The organism is Sphingomonas sp. Leaf257 (genome assembly GCF_001422185.1).
Classification (GTDB): Bacteria; Pseudomonadota; Alphaproteobacteria; order Sphingomonadales; family Sphingomonadaceae; genus Sphingomonas; species Sphingomonas yabuuchiae.
In genome coordinates this window covers 377,225-393,680 of record NZ_LMMH01000034.1, presented here as the reverse complement: position 1 = coordinate 393,680, position 16,456 = coordinate 377,225, and the positions used below count along the sequence as shown (strand labels likewise).

Below are 16,456 nucleotides of genomic sequence, written 5' to 3'. Positions count from 1 at the left end.
CTGGTTTCATGCGGCAACCCGGAATTGGACGATAGGGGGCGCTCCGGCGGTTGACAGACACTCGCGCGGCTCCGAAAGGCGTGGCGCGAACGGTGGAATCGTCGAAACGATCTCCATCCAACCGGGGGCGGTGCCGTCCATGGCACGGCCCGTAAAAGACAGGAGCTTGCTGGCATGACGGTCAAGGTTGCAATCAACGGTTTCGGCCGCATCGGTCGCCTGGTGGCGCGCGCGATCCTCGAGCGTGGCGGCGACGCGCTGGAACTCGTCGCGATCAACGATCTCGCCGACGCCAAGTCCAACGCCTGGCTGTTCAGCCGCGACAGCATCCATGGCCGCTATCCGGGCGAAGTGTCGGCCGAGGGCAACGACATCGTGATCGACGGCAAGCGCATCCGCGTCACCGCCGAGCGCGATCCGGCGAACCTGCCGCACAAGGAACTGGGCGTCGACCTGGTTCTGGAGTGCACCGGCTTCTTCACCGACAAGGCGTCGTGCGAAAAGCATATCGCGGCGGGCGCCAAGAAGGTGCTGATCTCGGCACCGGGCAAGAATGTCGACCTGACCGTCGTCTACGGCGTCAACCATGACAAGCTGACCGCCGACCACACTATCGTGTCGAACGCCTCGTGCACCACCAACTGCCTGGCGCCGGTCGCCAAGGTGCTGAACGACGCGATCGGCATCGAGCGCGGCCTGATGACCACGGTCCACGCCTATACCAACGACCAGAAGATCCTCGACCAGATCCACCCCGACCTGCGCCGCGCCCGCGCCGCCGCCATGTCGATGATCCCGACCACCACCGGCGCTGCCCGCGCGGTGGGCGAGGTTCTGCCCGAGCTGAAGGGCAAGCTGGACGGCTCGGCCATCCGTGTGCCGACGCCGGACGTCAGCCTGGTCGACCTGACCTTCACGCCCGCGCGCGACACGACCAAGGAAGAGGTCAACGCGATCCTGAAGGCCGCGTCGGAGAGCGAGGCGCTGAAGGGCGTGCTGGTGTACACCGACGAGCCGCTCGTCTCGATCGACCTGATGCACTCGCCGCAGTCCTCGACCGTCGACAGCCTGGAGACGGCGGTGATCGACGGCAAGCTGGTGCGCGTCGTGTCCTGGTACGACAATGAATGGGGCTTCTCGAACCGCATGGTTGACACCGCGACCGCGATGGCGAAGTTCCTCTGATGAGCGACGGGCGGGCGATGACCGGGCGTCTGGCCGGCATCGCCCGCCATGCCCTGCCGAAGGGGCCGATGGAGGTGATCGACACCGCCACCGTGACCCTGGAAGGCGGCGTGGAAGGCGATGTGCGCGGGCGGGTGAAGCCCGGCGGTCGCGGGCGTCGACAGGTCACGCTGATCGAGCGGGCCGACTGGGACGCGGCGCTGGCCGAGATCGACCGTGACATCCCCTGGCAGGAGCGCCGTGCGAACCTGCTGGTCGAGGATTTCGACCTTCCCCAAATTCCGGGCACCCGGCTGCGTATCGGGACTGTCCTTCTCCAAATCACCATGGAATGCGATCCATGCCACCGCATGGACGCGATCGCCGACGGATTGCAGGCGGCCCTGACCCCCGACTGGCGCGGCGGCGTATGCACGCGCGTGATCGAGGGCGGCACGATCCGTATCGGCGATAACATCAGGATCGAGGAATCATGACCAAGGCCTTCAAGACGCTCGACGATATGGGCGATGTCCAGGGCAAGCGCGTGCTGGTCCGCGAGGATTTGAACGTGCCGATGGCCGATGGCCGCGTCACCGACGACACCCGCCTGCGCGCCACGATCGCGACCGTGACCGAACTGGCCGACAAGGGCGCGATCGTCCTGATCCTTGCCCATTTCGGCCGCCCCAAGGGGCAGCGTAACCCCGAATTCTCGCTGGCGATGCTGACCCAGCCGTATAGCGATGTGCTGGGCCGTCCGGTGCGTTTCATCGACGACGTGGCAGGCGAGGCGGCGGAGGCCGCCGTTGCGACGCTGAACCCCGGCGATATCGCGATCCTGGAAAACACCCGCTTCCATGCGGGAGAGGAAAAGAACGATCCGGAACTGGCGGCGCAGATCGCCAAGCTGGGCGACCTGTACGTCAACGACGCCTTCTCGGCCGCGCACCGCGCGCACGTTTCGACCGAGGGGCTGGCGCGCCAGCTTCCGGCCTTTGCGGGTCGCGCGATGGAGGCCGAACTCGACGCGCTGGAAAAGGCGCTCGGCAATCCCGAGCATCCGGTCGCGGCCGTGGTCGGCGGCGCCAAGGTCTCGACCAAGCTCGCCGTGCTCAAGCATCTGGTCGGCAAGGTCGATCACCTCATCATCGGCGGCGGCATGGCCAACACCTTCCTCGCCGCGCGTGGGGTCGATGTGGGCAAGTCGCTGTGCGAGCATGACCTGACCGGCACCGCCGAGGAAATCCTCGACGCCGCCGACAAGGCGGGCTGCACGGTCCACCTGCCGTACGACGTCGTGGTCGCCAAGGAATTCAAGCCGAACCCCGAGACGCGCACCGTCAACGTCCACGAAGTCGCCGGTGACGAGATGATCCTCGACCTCGGCCCCAATGCCGTCGAGGCGCTGGGCGATGTGCTGAAGAACTGCCGCACTTTGGTTTGGAACGGTCCGCTCGGCGCGTTCGAGACGCCGCCCTTCGACATGGCGACCGTCGCGCTCGCCAAGACGGCGGCGGCGCTGACCCAGGACGGCAGCCTCGTCTCCGTCGCGGGCGGCGGCGATACCGTCGCTGCGCTTAACCAGGCGGGCGTGGGCACGCAGTTCACCTTCGTCTCGACGGCGGGCGGCGCGTTCCTGGAATGGATGGAAGGGCAGGACCTGCCCGGCGTCGCCGCGCTGACCGCCTGACGGCCGATCCATTCGGCGTGACAATCACCCCGTCGCCTTCCAGGCGGCGGGGTTTTTTCATGGGCGTCAAAATTGGTCAGACAGCCGCTTGATCCGCCGCGCCGGACTTGCTAGGTTAAACGCGTTAAACGAAGGAAGTGGCAATGCTCGGCGTCCGCCTCGATACCGAATTGGAAGAGCGGCTGGCGGCTGTCGCGCGCACCCAGGGGCGCAGCAAGAGCGACATCGCCCGCGAGGCCGTACGCCGCTATGTCGACCTGCATGACGAGGCCTATCGCCGCGAGGCGCGCCGTCAGTCGACCCGCGCGTCGAAGCGCGACACGCCCGAGGATTTCGCCTTCTGGAACAGGCTGGCCAAGGAGGATGCGGCGTGACGATTTCGCACGCCGCCATCGTGCTCGCGACGACGGGCGAGGGTGAAGACCACCGCCCGTTCCTGGTCGTCCAGTCGGATTTGTATAACGAGACGCACAACACCATCACCGTCTGCCCGATGACCTCGGTCGTCGGTGGCGAGGCGCTGTTCCGTGTCGCCTTTTCCCCGCGCGAGCATACCGGCCTGACCGTCGAGTGCGAAGTGCAGGTGGACAAGATCCTGTCCATCCCCCGCAACCATATCGTCAAAGTCATCGGCCATGCTTCCCCCACCCGGATGGAGCAGGTCGATCAGGCGCTGCGCCGCTGGCTGATGCTCTGATTCCTTTATAGCCCGACACCAATCTGGAGAGACATGATGACCCCGACCGTGAAGGCCATTCTCGACAAATATGAAGGCACGCCCGCTGCGGTAAAGGCGAACCTGGCCCGCATCCTGATGCAGGGCAAGCTGGGCGGCACCGGCAAGCTCATCATCCTGCCCGTCGACCAGGGGTTCGAGCACGGCCCGGCGCGCAGCTTCGCGGTCAACCCGCCCGCCTATGACCCGCATTACCATTTCCAGCTGGCGATCGACGCCGGGCTGTCGGCCTATGCCGCGCCGCTGGGTATGCTGGAGGCCGGGGCCGACACCTTTGCGGGCCAGATCCCGACCATCCTGAAGATCAACAGCTCGAACAGCTGGGGCACCTCGATCACCCAGGCCGTGACGGGCAGCGTGCAGGACGCGGTGCGGCTGGGCTGTGCGGCGATCGGCTTTACCATCTATCCGGGCTCGGACGGCATTTTCGACGCGATGGACCAGATCGCGATCCTGTCGGCCGAAGCGCGCGAGGCGGGTCTCGCCACCGTCATCTGGAGCTATCCGCGCGGCGGCAAGCTGACCAAGGACGGTGAGCTGGCGCTCGACGTCGGCGCCTATGCCGCGCACATGGCCGCGCTGCTCGGTGCCCACATCATCAAGGTGAAGCTGCCCAGCGACCATATCGAACAGGCCGAGGCCAAGAAGGTCTATGAGGGCACCGATTGGTCGAACCAGGCCGACCGGGTGCGCCATGTGGTGCAGTCCAGCTTCGCGGGCCGCCGTATCGTCGTCTTCTCGGGTGGTGCGGCCAAGGGGGCCGATGCCGTCTATCAGGACGCACGCGACATTCGTGACGGTGGCGGCAACGGCTCGATCATCGGCCGGAACACCTTCCAGCGTCCGCGCGACGAGGCGCTGGCGATGCTCGACAAGCTGATCGCGATCTACAAGAACGAAGAATAAGTTCTTGCTAGGGTTGGGCGTTCCGGTTGGGGAACCGGGACGCCCATTCCTTATCTGCTTGCCATAGGTGACGGAGGCCGCGTCAGGCGCTAGGGGAGGGGCCATGACGCTTGATGACGATCCCCTCGGCCCGCTCGATCCCAATTTCGCGGCAGCCTTTACCCGCGACGTGCGGCGCCCGCCCTGCCAGCTTTACCTGATCTCGCCGCTCGACGTGACCGGCGGTTTCGCCGACCGTCTCGCGCGTGCGCTCGATGCCGGGCCGGTCGCGGCCTTCCAGTTCCGCGTCAAGGACATGGATCAGCACACCGCCGCCAAACTGGCCGAGCCGCTTCAGCGTATCTGCGCCGACCGCGAGGTCGCCTTCATCGTCAATGACAGCATCAGCCTGGCCAAGCGGCTGGGTGCGGACGGTGTGCATCTAGGGCAGGAAGACGGCGACGCCCGCGAGGCGCGCGATGTGCTCGGCCCGACGGTGCAGATCGGCGTGACCTGCCACGACAGCCGCCATCTGGCGATGGAAGCGGGCGAGGCGGGCGCGGACTATGTCGCGTTCGGCGCCTTCTACCCGACCACCACCAAGGAAACCAAGCATCGGCCCGAGCCGGTCGTCCTGTCCTGGTGGTCGGCCCTGTTCGAGCTGCCCTGCGTCGCGATCGGTGGGATCACGCCGGCCAACGCCGCGCCGCTGGTCAAGGCGGGGGCGGACTTCCTGGCGGTGTCGGGCGCGGTGTGGAACGGCGACGAGACGGCAGCGATCAAGGCCTTTGCCGAGCTGCTGGGCTGACCCTTTCCCCGGCCTGTCCGTTCCGCTTAGGAAACAAGCGCGGGGCGCCGCGTTTAACCTGTGATCGATCCACGGGTTAAGGAGCGAGCGTGAAGAGACTGGCAATCGCCCTTATCGGCGGCGTGGCCATGGCGCTGGTGGCGGTCGGCACCCATCCGGCATCGGACGGACTGCATGGCAATCTGTCACGACAGGCCGCCGTCGGCGCGCCATCGGTGCCGACGCGATGAGGCGTGGCGGGGGCAGGGGGCCGCTGTCGCGTTTCGGTTGGGTGATGCTGGGCCTGATCGTGGTTGCGGTCGGCGGTTTCCTGTCGATGCTGTCCTTCGGGCCCGGCGAAGTCGTCGTGCCCGATGTCGCGGCACCGGCCAGACAGGCGGCGGCGGGCAGCTCGGCATCGCTGGCCATGCCGATCGCCGAATATCCGGTCTCCTCGCTGCGTCACGACTGGGGCGATCCGCGCGAGGGTGGCCAGCGCAAGCATCAGGGACTCGACCTGATGGCGCCGGGCGGAACGCCGGTCGTCGCCGCCCTGTCCGGCACGGTCGAAAAGCTCTTCGACAGCGATCGCGGCGGCCATACCGTTTATATCCGCTCGCCCGATCGCCGCTGGATGCTCTATTACGCGCATCTGAAGGGTTATGCGCCGGGACTGGCCGAAGGGCAGCAGGTCCGTCAGGGCCAGCTCGTCGGTTATGTCGGCGACAGCGGCAATGCGGGAGCGGGCAATACCCATCTGCATTTCGCGGTCAGCTGGATGCGCGCCGGGGATCGCTGGTATCAGGGCGAGCCGGTCGACCCCTATCCGCTGCTTGCCGGAAAGACCGCTTCGCGTTAAAGCGGCCGACACAGGATGCCGGGTCGCGTTTGTCGCACCGGTATCCTTCGCTCTTTCCAGCAGGTTGAAGACCCATGAAGATCAGCGGCGTGGACATTCGTCCCGGCAACATCATCGAGTATGAAGGCGGCATCTGGCGCGCCGCGAAGATTCAGCACACCCAGCCCGGCAAGGGCGGTGCGTATATGCAGGTCGAGATGAAGAACCTCATCGACGGCCGCAAGACGAACGTCCGTTTCCGCTCCGCCGAGACGGTCGAGCGCGTCCGCCTGGATACCAAGGACTTCCAGTTCCTGTTCGCCGAGGGTGACGACCTGACCTTCATGGACAAGGAAAGCTATGAGCAGATCACGCTGCCGCGCGACCTGCTGGGCGATGCCGCGGCGTTCCTGCAGGACGGCATGGACGTCGTGATGGAACTGCACGAGGAAAAGCCGATCTCGGTTCAGCTTCCCGACCAGATCGAAGCCACCATCGTCGAGGCCGACGCCGTGGTGAAGGGGCAGACCGCCTCGTCCTCGTACAAGCCCGCCATCCTCGACAATGGCGTCCGCGTGATGGTGCCGCCGCACATCGCGTCGGGCACGCGCATCGTCGTCGACGTGTACGAACAGACCTACGTCCGCCGCGCGGACTAATCACGATCGGCGGATGACCGGCGCGACCTGAGCGCGACCCCGTCATCCGCCGTCCCGGCCCGTCGTTCGCGGCGGGCCTTTTCAATTGGAGCGCCCTGGGCAAGCAGCGGCGCGATCGAAAGGACGATCATGGCCTCGCACTCCGGGCTTCTCACCATCATGGAACGCGCCGCGCGCAAGGCCGCCCCGCGTCTCCGCCGCGACTTCAACGAGGTCCAGCACCTCCAGGTCAGCCGCAAGGGGCCCGCCGACTTTGTGTCGATGGCCGACAAGCGCGCCGAGGAAACTGTCTTCGAGGAACTGAAGAAGGCACGTCCCGACTGGAACTTCCTCATGGAGGAGGGCGGCGAGATCAAGGGCGATCCGTCCAAGCCGCGCTTCATCATCGATCCGCTCGACGGCACCTCGAACTTCCTGCACGGCATCCCGCACTTCGCCATCTCGATCGCGGTCGAGGAGCCGCTGGCGAACGGCAAGCGCGAGGTCACGACCGGCCTGATCTATCAGCCGCTGACCGATGAGAGCTTCTGGGCCGAAAAGGGTCGGGGCGCGTGGTTGCAGGACGGCCGCCTGCGCGTCTCTTCGCGTCGCGATCTGTCGGAGGCGCTGATCGCCACCGGCATCCCGTTCCTGGGTCATGGCGATTTTGTCCAGTGGAGCCGCATTTTCGGTGCGATCGCCCCGCAGGTCGCCGGCATCCGCCGCTTCGGCTCGGCCGCGCTCGACCTCGCCTGGGTCGCGGCGGGCCGTTACGACGGTTTCTGGGAGTCGGGCCTGAAGCCCTGGGACGCGGCGGCGGGTATGCTGCTGGTGCGAGAAGCGGGCGGTTTCGTCAGCGACTTCCGTGGCAGCGACAAGTCGCTCGAGCGCGGCGAGTATCTGGCGGCCAATGAGGGGCTGCATTCCAAGCTGCACAAGCTGCTGGCCAACGCGCTGCGTTAAGAATTTGGTGGGATTTGAGCACAATGGGGCCTGCCCCTTGTGCTCAAGTCACTGAATTACCATGTAAAAATCCGAGGATGGCAGCGGGTGACGGCGTTCACTTGCGATTCATTCTCATGCCTTCGCTGGCTTGCTCCGGCCGACCCATCGGCCTAAAGCCATCGCATCCAGTTCCGCATCTGCGAGAGAAAAACTTGGTCGATCTGTCGCAATATCTGCCGATCCTCCTGTTCCTGGGCGTTGCCCTGGTTCTGTCGACGGCTTTCGTGTTTCTGCCGATGCTCGTGGCGCGCCTGACCGGTGCCCATAAGCCCAACGAGCAGAAGCTGTCTGAATATGAGTGCGGCTTCCCCGCGTTCGAAGACCCGCGCAGCCAGTTCGACGTGCGTTTCTACCTCGTCGCCATCCTGTTCATCATCTTCGATCTGGAAGCGGCGTTTCTGTATCCCTGGGCGGTCAGCGTCTTCAGCCTCGGCTGGACTGCCTGGTTTTCGATGATGATCTTCATCGGCGAGCTCGCGCTGGGTCTCGTCTATGCGTGGAAGAAGGGAGCGTTGGATTGGGAGTAAATCTTCACTCCGGTCCGGTTGAGTTCAAGCCGCAGGCCCATGGCGGACTCGCCCATGATGGCCAGGCCGTCATTCAGCCCGATCAGGGCTTTTTCGACGGGCTCAACGGCGAACTGACCGACAAGGGCTTCCTCGTCACCTCGACCAAGGAGCTGTTCCAATGGGCGCGCACCGGCTCGCTCTGGTGGATGACCTTCGGTCTGGCATGCTGCGCGGTGGAGATGATCCACGTCAACATGCCGCGTTACGATCTGGAGCGCTTCGGTGCGGCGCCGCGCGCGTCGCCGCGCCAGTCGGACGTGATGATCGTTGCGGGCACGCTGTGCAACAAGATGGCTCCGGCGCTGCGTCGTGTGTACGACCAGATGTCGAACCCGAAATACGTCATCTCGATGGGCAGCTGCGCCAATGGCGGCGGCTACTATCACTACAGCTATTCGGTGGTGCGCGGCTGTGACCGGATCGTGCCCGTGGACATCTATGTCCCCGGTTGCCCGCCGACTGCCGAAGCGCTGCTGTACGGCGTGATGCAGCTGCAGCGGAAGATCCGCCGTGCCGGGAGCATCGAACGGTGAGGGCGCCTGCTCCCCGTTTTGCCGCCAATGACGGCGTGATCGATGCGGCCCGCGCCGCGCTCGGCCCCTGGCTGCTCGACGCGCGCGAGCATGTCGGCGAGGTCGCTCTGGTTGTCGACCGTGCGAACCTGGTCCCCGCGATGATCGCGCTGCGCGACACCAAGGGGCTGGAATATCAGCAGCTGATGGAGATTGCGGGCGTCGACTATCCCGAGCGCGACGAGCGTTTCGAGGTGGTGTATTGCCTGCTCTCGCTGACCCGCAACCACCGCCTGCACGTCCATGTCTCGACCGACGAGGACAAGCCGGTTCCGTCGGTGACGGGGCTGTGGCCGGTCGCGGGCTGGCTGGAGCGCGAGGTCTATGACCTGTACGGCGTGCTGTTCTCGGGCAATAGCGACCTGCGTCGCATCCTGACGGACTATGGCTTCCGCGGCCACCCGCTGCGCAAGGACTTCCCGCTGACCGGCTATACCGAGCTGCGCTATTCGGAAGAAGAAAAGCGCGTCGTCTATGAGCCGGTGAAGCTGGCGCAGGACTTCCGCAACTTCGACTTCCAGAGCCCGTGGGAAGGTGCCGAATACGTCCTTCCGGGCGACGAAAAGGGCTCGCAGCCGCAGGGCAAGGGCGCGCAGACCCCGGCCAGTGCGGACGCGGTGAAGAAGGCCGATGCCGCGCCGGACAAGACCGTCGCCGCCAACGCGCCCGAGACCAAGACCACCGAAAGCCCCAAGCAGACGGGCGCGGGCGAACCGCATCCGGGCAACAAGGCCGAAGGTAAGCCCCAGGACCCGGATGTCGTGCCGGGCAAGGGCGGAGGACAGAATCAGTGAGCGACTACGTCGACGAACTGCTCCACAAGACGGACGCCGTTGACCCGACCACGGGCGACGTGTCGATCCAGAACTATACGATCAACTTCGGCCCGCAGCATCCGGCGGCGCACGGGGTGCTTCGCCTCGTCATGGAGCTGGACGGCGAGATCGTCGAGCGGGTCGATCCGCATGTCGGCCTGCTGCATCGCGGCACCGAGAAGCTGATCGAATACAAGACCTATTCGCAGGCGCTGCCCTATTTCGACCGGCTCGACTATTGCTCGCCGATGTGCATGGAGCATAGCTTCGTGCTGGCGGTCGAGAAGCTGCTCGACCTGGAAGTGCCGCTGCGCGCCCAGTATCTGCGGGCCTTCTTCGCCGAGCTGACGCGTATCTCGAACCACATGCTCAACATCGGCAGCCACGTCATGGACGTCGGCGCGATGACGCCGAACCTGTGGCTGTTCGAAATTCGCGAAGACTGCATGAACTTCTATGAGCGGGCCTCGGGCGCGCGCATGCACGCGAATTATTTCCGCGTCGGCGGCGTCCATCAGGACGTCCCGCTCAAGCTGCTGACCGATATCGCCGACTGGCTCGACACTCGTCTGCCGCGCCTGTTCGAGGACGCGATCAGCCTGGTGGCGAACAACCGCATCTTCAAGCAGCGCAATGTCGACATCGCGGTGGTGAACCGCGAGGACGCGATCAAATGGGGCTTCTCCGGCCCGATGATCCGTGGCTCGGGCATTCCGTGGGACCTGCGCAAGTCGCAGCCCTATGATGCCTATGACAAGGTGGACTTCGACGTGCCGGTGGGCACGAGCGGCGATTGCTATGACCGGTTCATGGTGCGCGTCGAGGAAGTGCGCCAGTCGGCTCGCATCATGAAGCAGTGCCTGGCGCAGATGCCTGAAGGTCCGGTGATGGCGACCGACCGCAAGGTCACGCCGCCCAAGCGCGGTGAGATGAAGCGCTCGATGGAAGCGCTGATCCACCACTTCAAGCTCTATACCGAAGGGTATCACGTCCCCGCCGGTGAGGTGTATGTCGCGACCGAAAGCCCCAAGGGCGAATTCGGCGTGTATCTCGTCTCCGACGGATCGAACAAACCCTATCGCTGCAAGATCCGCCCGACCGCGTTCAGCCATCTCCAGGCCATGGAATTCATGTCCAAGGGGCACATGCTGGCGGATACGACCGCGATCCTGGGCGCGATGGACATCGTTTTTGGTGAATGTGACCGCTAATGGCTGACGCTCCCAACATCCCCGACGAGGCCGAAGTCCGCGCCCGCTGGGGCAATTTTGCCTGGACCGACGAGAACCAGAAGAAGGCGAACGAGATCCTCGCGCGCTATCCCAAGGGCCGCGAACAGTCCTGCTCGATCCCGTTCCTCGATCTGGCCCAGCGCCAGGTCGGTGCGGAGACTCAGACGCAAGGCTGGCTGCCCGTGCCGGTGATCGAGTTCGTCGCGCGCCAGCTGGGTGTCGCATACATGCGCATCTATGAGGTCGCGACCTTCTACACGATGTTCAACCTAGCGCCGGTCGGCCGCTATCACGTCCAGGTGTGCGGCACGACGCCGTGCATGCTGCGCGGGTCGGACGACGTGCTGGCGGCGTGCAAGAACAAGGGCCTGATCAAGGGCAAGACCACGCCCGACGGCATGTTCACGCTGACCGAGGTCGAGTGCATGGGCAATTGCGCCTCGGCTCCGATGGTCCAGATCAACGACGACAATTACGAAGATCTGGATTACGATCGTACGGTCACGATCCTGGAAGCGCTGGCGCGGGGCGAGAGCCCCAAGACCGGCACGCAGGAGCCGGGTCGCCACACGGTCGAGCCGATCGGCGGTCCGACCACGCTGACCGCCATGGTCGGCGACAATCACGACTATCGCGGGGAGTGGGGCGCATAATGCTCGCTGACAAGGACCGCATTTTCACCAATCTCTACGGCTATCAGCCGTGGAACGTCGACGCGGCGATGAAGCGCGGCGATTGGGACAATACCAAGGCGCTGCTCGAGCTGGGCCAGGACAAGATCATCGACGTCATCAAGGCGTCGGGTCTGCGCGGGCGCGGCGGTGCGGGCTTCCCGACCGGCATGAAGTGGAGCTTCATGCCCAAGGAACCGCGTCCCGACCGGCCGAGCTTCCTGGTGATCAACGCCGACGAGTCCGAGCCGGGTTCGTGCAAGGACCGCGAGATCATCCGCCACGATCCGCACAAGCTGATCGAGGGCGCGCTGGTCGCGGGCTTCGCGATGCGCGCGCGGGCGGCCTATATCTATATTCGCGGCGAATATATCCGTGAGGCGGAGACGCTGTTCGCGGCGGTCGCCGAGGCGTATAACCGGGGCTTCCTGGGCAAGAATGCCTGTGGCTCGGGCTACGACTTCGACGTGTTCGTGCATCGCGGCGCCGGCGCGTACATTTGCGGCGAAGAAACCGCGATGATCGAGAGCCTGGAGGGCAAGAAGGGGCAGCCGCGTCTGAAGCCGCCTTTCCCGGCGGGTGCGGGCCTCTATGGCTGCCCGACGACGGTCAACAACGTGGAATCGATCGCGGTCGCACCGACGATCCTGCGTCGCGGGGCCGAGTGGTTCTCCTCCTTCGGGCGCGAGAACAACAAGGGCACCAAGCTCTTCCAGATTTCCGGCCATGTCGATCGCCCCTGCGTGGTCGAGGAAAGCATGTCGATCAGCTTCCGCGAGCTGATCGAGAAGCATTGCGGTGGCATCCGTGGCGGCTGGGACAATCTGCTCGCGGTGATCCCGGGCGGTTCGTCGGTGCCATTGGTGCCTGCCGCCGAGATCATGGACGCGCCGATGGATTTCGACGGCCTGAAGGCGGTCGGGTCGGGTCTCGGCACGGCGGCCGTCATCGTCATGGACAAGTCGACCGACATCGTCCGCGCGATCAGCCGTCTGTCCTATTTCTACAAGCATGAGAGCTGCGGTCAGTGCACGCCGTGCCGTGAAGGTACCGGCTGGATGTGGCGCGTGATGGAGCGGATGCGCACGGGCGATGCCGATGTGGCCGAGATCGACACGCTGTTCCAGGTGACGAAACAGGTCGAAGGCCACACCATCTGCGCGCTCGGCGACGCGGCGGCCTGGCCGATCCAGGGCCTGATCCGCCACTTCCGCCCGGAGATGGAACGCCGCATTCGCGAACGCAAAGGCGAGACGGGCGGCAACGCCCCGATGATGGAAGCTGCCGAATAATGCCTAAGGTCAAAGTCGACGGCGTCGAGATCGAGGTGCCGCAGGGCGCCACCGTGCTGCAGGCCTGCGAGCTTGCGGGCAAGGAAATCCCGCGCTTCTGCTATCATGAGCGGCTGTCCATCGCGGGCAATTGCCGCATGTGCCTGGTCGAGGTGAAGCCTGGGCCCCCCAAGCCGCAGGCGAGCTGCGCGCTTCCGGCGGCGGACAATCAGGAGATCTTCACCACCACCCCGATGGTGAAGGCCGCGCGCGAAGGCGTGATGGAATTCCTGCTGATCAACCACCCGCTGGACTGCCCGATCTGCGATCAGGGCGGCGAGTGCGACCTGCAGGACCAGTCCATGGCCTATGGCAAAGGCCATAGCCGCTATGACGAAAACAAGCGGGCCGTCACCGAGAAGTACATGGGTCCGATCGTCAAGACGGTCATGACCCGCTGCATCCAGTGCACCCGCTGCGTCCGCTTCGCCGAAGAGGTCGCGGGCGTAGAAGAAATCGGCGCGATCTATCGCGGCGAGAACATGCAGATCACCTCGTACCTCGAACAGGCCGTGTCGAGCGAGCTGTCGGGCAATGTCGTCGACCTGTGCCCGGTAGGCGCGCTGACGTCCAAGCCCTATGCGTTCGAGGCGCGTCCTTGGGAGCTGAAGAAGACGCTCGCCATCGACGTGATGGACGCGGTCGGTACCAATATCCGCCTCGACAGCCGTGGTCGTCAGGTGCTGCGCTGCGTGCCGCGCATCAACGACGAGGTGAACGAGGAGTGGGCGAGCGACAAGACGCGTCACGCGATCGACGGCCTAGTCCGTCGTCGTCTCGACCGTCCGTTCATCCGCCGCGACGGCAAGCTGGTGCCCGCCACTTGGGACGAAGCCTTCGCCGCGATCCGTGACGTGAACGCCGGTTCGAGCGTGGCGGCCATCGCCGGCGATCTGGTCGATTGCGAGACGATGTTCGCCGCCAAGGCGCTGTTGGCCAAGATGGGTTCGAGCCTGCTCGAAGGCCGTCAGACCGGCATGGATTACGACACGTCCAGCCTGGCCGCGGTCAACTTCAACACGACCATCGCGGGCGTGGAGAAGGCCGATGCGATCCTGCTGATCGGCACCAACCTGCGCTGGGAAGCGCCGCTGGTGAACACCCGTATCCGTAAGGCGATCAAGAAGGGTGCCAAGGTCTTCGCAATCGGCCCCGAAACCGATCTGACCTACAAGGTCGAGTGGCTGGGTGCCGATCTGTCGGCGCTGGGCAACCTGCCCGAGGCCGTCACCGACCTGTTCGGCAAGGCCGCGCGTCCGATGGTCATCGTCGGTGGCGCGGCGCTGAAGGGCGCGCATGGCGCGAGCCTGAAGCTGGTCGACCAGTTCAATCTGGTGCGGACGCTGGAGGACGGTTCGGCGTGGAACGGCTATAATGTCGTTCACATGGCAGCCGCGCGCATGGGCGGCCTGATGCTCGGTTATGCGCAGAAGGGCGGCATCGCGGATGTGGTTTCGGCCGCGCCGAAGCTGGCCTTCTTCCTGGGCGCCGACGAGGTGGACTTCGCCAAGTTCGGCAGCAGCTTCAAGGTGTTCGTCGGCCATCATGGCGACAAGGGTGCGCATCACGCCGATGTCATCCTGCCGGGCGCGACCTTTGCTGAAAAGTCGGGCACCTGGGTCAATCTGGAAGGCCGGGTGCAGCGCGGCGACCGTGCGGTGTTCGCACCGGGCGACGCGCGGGACGACTGGACGATCTTCCGTGCGCTGTCCGAAGTGCTGGGCCAGACCCTGCCGTTCGACACGCTGGAAGAGCTGCGCGCCGCCATGGCCGCAGAGGTTCCGGCGCTGGGCCAGGTCGGCCTCGTCACCTTCGACTGGGCCGCGCCGTCGCTGAACGCGACCGCGTCCGGCACGCTGGAGGGTTACCCGATCAAGGACTTCTACCTCACCAACGCGATCTGCCGCGCCAGCCCGACGATGCAGCGCTGCTCGGCCGAACTGGTCCATGGTGAGACCTATGCGGAGGCAGCGGAGTGACCGCGTTTTTCAACACGACGCTCGGCCTTCCTTATGGCTGGGCCTGGACGATCGCGACGCTGGTCGGGATTCTGGCGATCGCGCTACCGCTGATGCTGGCCGTGGCGATGGTCATCTATGTCGACCGCAAGATCTGGGCGGCGATGGCGCTGCGCCGGGGTCCGAACGTGGTCGGCCCCTTCGGTCTGCTCCAGTCCTTCGCCGACGGTCTGAAGGTCTTCCTTCAGGAAACCATCGTTCCCTCGGCCGCCAATCGCGGGCTGTTCCTGCTGGCGCCCATCATCACCTTTACGGTCGCACTGATCGTCTGGGCGGTGGTGCCGTTCCAGCCGGGCGTGGTCGTCGCCAACATCAATGTCGGCCTGCTGTACGTTCTCGCGGCCTCGTCGCTGGGTGTGTACGGCGTGATCCTGTCGGGCTGGGCGTCGAACTCGAAATATCCCTTCTACTCGGCGCTTCGTGCGGCCGCGCAGATGGTGTCTTATGAAGTCGCGATCGGCTTCATCCTGATTTCGGTCGTGATGTGGTCGGGCAGCTTCAACCTGACCGACATCGTCGAGGCGCAGAAAAGCGTGCTGGGGATTCCGGTCAACGGCTTCTTCCTCAATCCGCTGCTCTTCCCGATGGCGGTGATGTTCTTCATCTCGGCACTGGCGGAGACGCAGCGCGCGCCGTTCGATCTGACCGAAGCGGAGTCGGAGCTCGTCGCGGGTTACCAGACCGAATACAGCTCGATGTCGTTCGCGCTGTTCTGGCTGGGTGAGTACGCCAACGTCATCCTGATGTGCGCGCTGAACGCGATCCTGTTCTGGGGTGGCTATCTGCCCCCGTTCGACTGGGCGCCGCTCTATGTCGTGCCGGGTATCGTCTGGCTGCTGCTGAAGATGTGCTTCTTCTTCTTCGTGTTTTCCTGGGTGAAGGCGACCGTACCGCGTTACCGGTACGACCAGCTGATGCGGCTGGGCTGGAAGGTGTTCCTGCCGGTGTCGCTGTTCTGGGTATTCTTGGTGTCTGGCGTGCTGATGTATGCGCGCGTGGGAGTTCCGGCATGAGCGTCGCTCAGTACGTCAAGGCTTTTACGCTGTGGGAGTTCGTGAAGGGGCATGCGCTGACCCTTCGCTACTTCTTCAAGCCGAAGGCGACGATCAACTATCCATTCGAGAAGAACCCCATCTCTCCGCGCTTCCGGGGCGAGCACGCGCTGCGTCGCTATCCCAATGGCGAGGAGCGGTGCATCGCGTGCAAGCTGTGCGAGGCGATCTGCCCCGCCCAGGCGATCACGATCGAGGCGGAACCCCGCGACGACGGCAGCCGCCGCACGACGCGCTACGACATCGACATGACCAAGTGCATCTATTGCGGGCTGTGCCAGGAGGCTTGCCCGGTCGATGCCATCGTCGAGGGTCCGAACTTCGAATTTTCGACCGAGACCCGCGAAGAGCTGATCTACGACAAGTCGAAGTTGCTCGATAACGGTGACCGCTGGGAAAGCGCGATCGCGGCGAACCTTGCCGCCGATGCGCCGTACCGTTAAAGCCCGC

At 65.0% G+C, this 16,456-nt stretch carries 20 protein-coding genes; all 20 read left to right on the top strand.

The window, feature by feature from the left end; translation table 11 throughout:
• The first annotated feature begins 174 nt into the window (after positions 1 to 174).
• Complete coding sequence (gap, locus tag ASF14_RS17705) at positions 175 to 1,185, top strand: type I glyceraldehyde-3-phosphate dehydrogenase (RefSeq protein WP_056438132.1); 1,011 nt, start codon at positions 175 to 177, stop codon at positions 1,183 to 1,185.
• Positions 1,185 to 1,661, top strand: coding sequence for an MOSC domain-containing protein (locus ASF14_RS17700; RefSeq protein WP_236697124.1), 477 nt, complete (start codon positions 1,185 to 1,187; stop codon positions 1,659 to 1,661). Before gap ends, ASF14_RS17700 begins: the two co-directional genes overlap by 1 nt.
• Positions 1,658 to 2,857, top strand: a complete 1,200-nt coding sequence (locus ASF14_RS17695) for a phosphoglycerate kinase (protein ID WP_056438128.1) — start codon at positions 1,658 to 1,660, stop codon at positions 2,855 to 2,857. Before ASF14_RS17700 ends, ASF14_RS17695 begins: the two co-directional genes overlap by 4 nt.
• A gap of 143 nt (positions 2,858 to 3,000) precedes the next feature.
• Entirely contained in the window at positions 3,001 to 3,231 is a 231-nt protein-coding gene (gene relB, locus ASF14_RS17690) for a type II toxin-antitoxin system RelB family antitoxin (protein ID WP_056438126.1), read from the top strand.
• On the top strand, positions 3,228 to 3,554 hold the full coding sequence (locus ASF14_RS17685; protein ID WP_082442317.1) for a type II toxin-antitoxin system PemK/MazF family toxin: 327 nt from the start codon (positions 3,228 to 3,230) through the stop codon (positions 3,552 to 3,554). Before relB ends, ASF14_RS17685 begins: the two co-directional genes overlap by 4 nt.
• 36 nt (positions 3,555 to 3,590) lie before the next feature.
• Positions 3,591 to 4,499 carry a class I fructose-bisphosphate aldolase gene (locus tag ASF14_RS17680; RefSeq protein WP_056438469.1) on the top strand — a complete coding sequence of 303 codons (909 nt, stop codon included), beginning with the start codon at positions 3,591 to 3,593 and terminating at the stop codon, positions 4,497 to 4,499.
• A gap of 103 nt (positions 4,500 to 4,602) precedes the next feature.
• Entirely contained in the window at positions 4,603 to 5,286 is a 684-nt protein-coding gene (gene thiE, locus ASF14_RS17675) for a thiamine phosphate synthase (protein ID WP_056438123.1), read from the top strand.
• Positions 5,287 to 5,375: 89 nt separating this feature from the next.
• Positions 5,376 to 5,516, top strand: a complete 141-nt coding sequence (locus ASF14_RS21705) for a hypothetical protein (protein WP_156361290.1) — start codon at positions 5,376 to 5,378, stop codon at positions 5,514 to 5,516.
• Positions 5,513 to 6,124 (top strand): M23 family metallopeptidase, encoded by a 612-nt coding sequence (locus tag ASF14_RS17670; RefSeq protein ID WP_082442316.1) that lies wholly within the window; start codon positions 5,513 to 5,515, stop codon positions 6,122 to 6,124. The genes ASF14_RS21705 and ASF14_RS17670 overlap by 4 nt, the downstream gene beginning before the upstream one ends.
• 74 nt (positions 6,125 to 6,198) lie before the next feature.
• Positions 6,199 to 6,762, top strand: a complete 564-nt coding sequence (efp, locus tag ASF14_RS17665; RefSeq protein WP_056438120.1) for an elongation factor P — start codon at positions 6,199 to 6,201, stop codon at positions 6,760 to 6,762.
• Positions 6,763 to 6,891: 129 nt separating this feature from the next.
• Positions 6,892 to 7,704 (top strand): inositol monophosphatase family protein, encoded by an 813-nt coding sequence (locus ASF14_RS17660; protein WP_056438117.1) that lies wholly within the window; start codon positions 6,892 to 6,894, stop codon positions 7,702 to 7,704.
• 194 nt (positions 7,705 to 7,898) lie between these two features.
• Positions 7,899 to 8,273 carry an NADH-quinone oxidoreductase subunit A gene (ndhC, locus tag ASF14_RS17655; RefSeq protein WP_056438114.1) on the top strand — a complete coding sequence of 125 codons (375 nt, stop codon included), beginning with the start codon at positions 7,899 to 7,901 and terminating at the stop codon, positions 8,271 to 8,273.
• Entirely contained in the window at positions 8,264 to 8,848 is a 585-nt protein-coding gene (locus ASF14_RS17650; RefSeq protein WP_443025825.1) for a NuoB/complex I 20 kDa subunit family protein, read from the top strand. The genes ndhC and ASF14_RS17650 overlap by 10 nt, the downstream gene beginning before the upstream one ends.
• Positions 8,845 to 9,681: an NADH-quinone oxidoreductase subunit C gene (locus ASF14_RS17645; RefSeq protein WP_056438110.1), complete on the top strand. Its 837-nt coding sequence runs from the start codon at positions 8,845 to 8,847 to the stop codon at positions 9,679 to 9,681. Before ASF14_RS17650 ends, ASF14_RS17645 begins: the two co-directional genes overlap by 4 nt.
• Positions 9,678 to 10,913 (top strand): NADH-quinone oxidoreductase subunit D, encoded by a 1,236-nt coding sequence (locus ASF14_RS17640; RefSeq protein ID WP_056438106.1) that lies wholly within the window; start codon positions 9,678 to 9,680, stop codon positions 10,911 to 10,913. Before ASF14_RS17645 ends, ASF14_RS17640 begins: the two co-directional genes overlap by 4 nt.
• Positions 10,913 to 11,587, top strand: a complete 675-nt coding sequence (locus ASF14_RS17635; RefSeq protein ID WP_056438103.1) for a complex I 24 kDa subunit family protein — start codon at positions 10,913 to 10,915, stop codon at positions 11,585 to 11,587. Before ASF14_RS17640 ends, ASF14_RS17635 begins: the two co-directional genes overlap by 1 nt.
• Positions 11,587 to 12,897, top strand: coding sequence for an NADH-quinone oxidoreductase subunit NuoF (gene nuoF / locus ASF14_RS17630; RefSeq protein WP_056438101.1), 1,311 nt, complete (start codon positions 11,587 to 11,589; stop codon positions 12,895 to 12,897). The genes ASF14_RS17635 and nuoF overlap by 1 nt, the downstream gene beginning before the upstream one ends.
• The gene (gene nuoG / locus ASF14_RS17625; protein WP_056438098.1) at positions 12,897 to 14,915 is read left to right on the top strand and encodes an NADH-quinone oxidoreductase subunit NuoG; all 2,019 of its coding nucleotides are present in this window, start codon (positions 12,897 to 12,899) and stop codon (positions 14,913 to 14,915) included. The genes nuoF and nuoG overlap by 1 nt, the downstream gene beginning before the upstream one ends.
• Entirely contained in the window at positions 14,912 to 15,967 is a 1,056-nt protein-coding gene (gene nuoH / locus ASF14_RS17620; RefSeq protein ID WP_056438094.1) for an NADH-quinone oxidoreductase subunit NuoH, read from the top strand. Before nuoG ends, nuoH begins: the two co-directional genes overlap by 4 nt.
• Positions 15,964 to 16,449 (top strand): NADH-quinone oxidoreductase subunit NuoI, encoded by a 486-nt coding sequence (gene nuoI / locus ASF14_RS17615; RefSeq protein WP_042483186.1) that lies wholly within the window; start codon positions 15,964 to 15,966, stop codon positions 16,447 to 16,449. The genes nuoH and nuoI overlap by 4 nt, the downstream gene beginning before the upstream one ends.
• Positions 16,450 to 16,456: the final 7 nt, after the last annotated feature.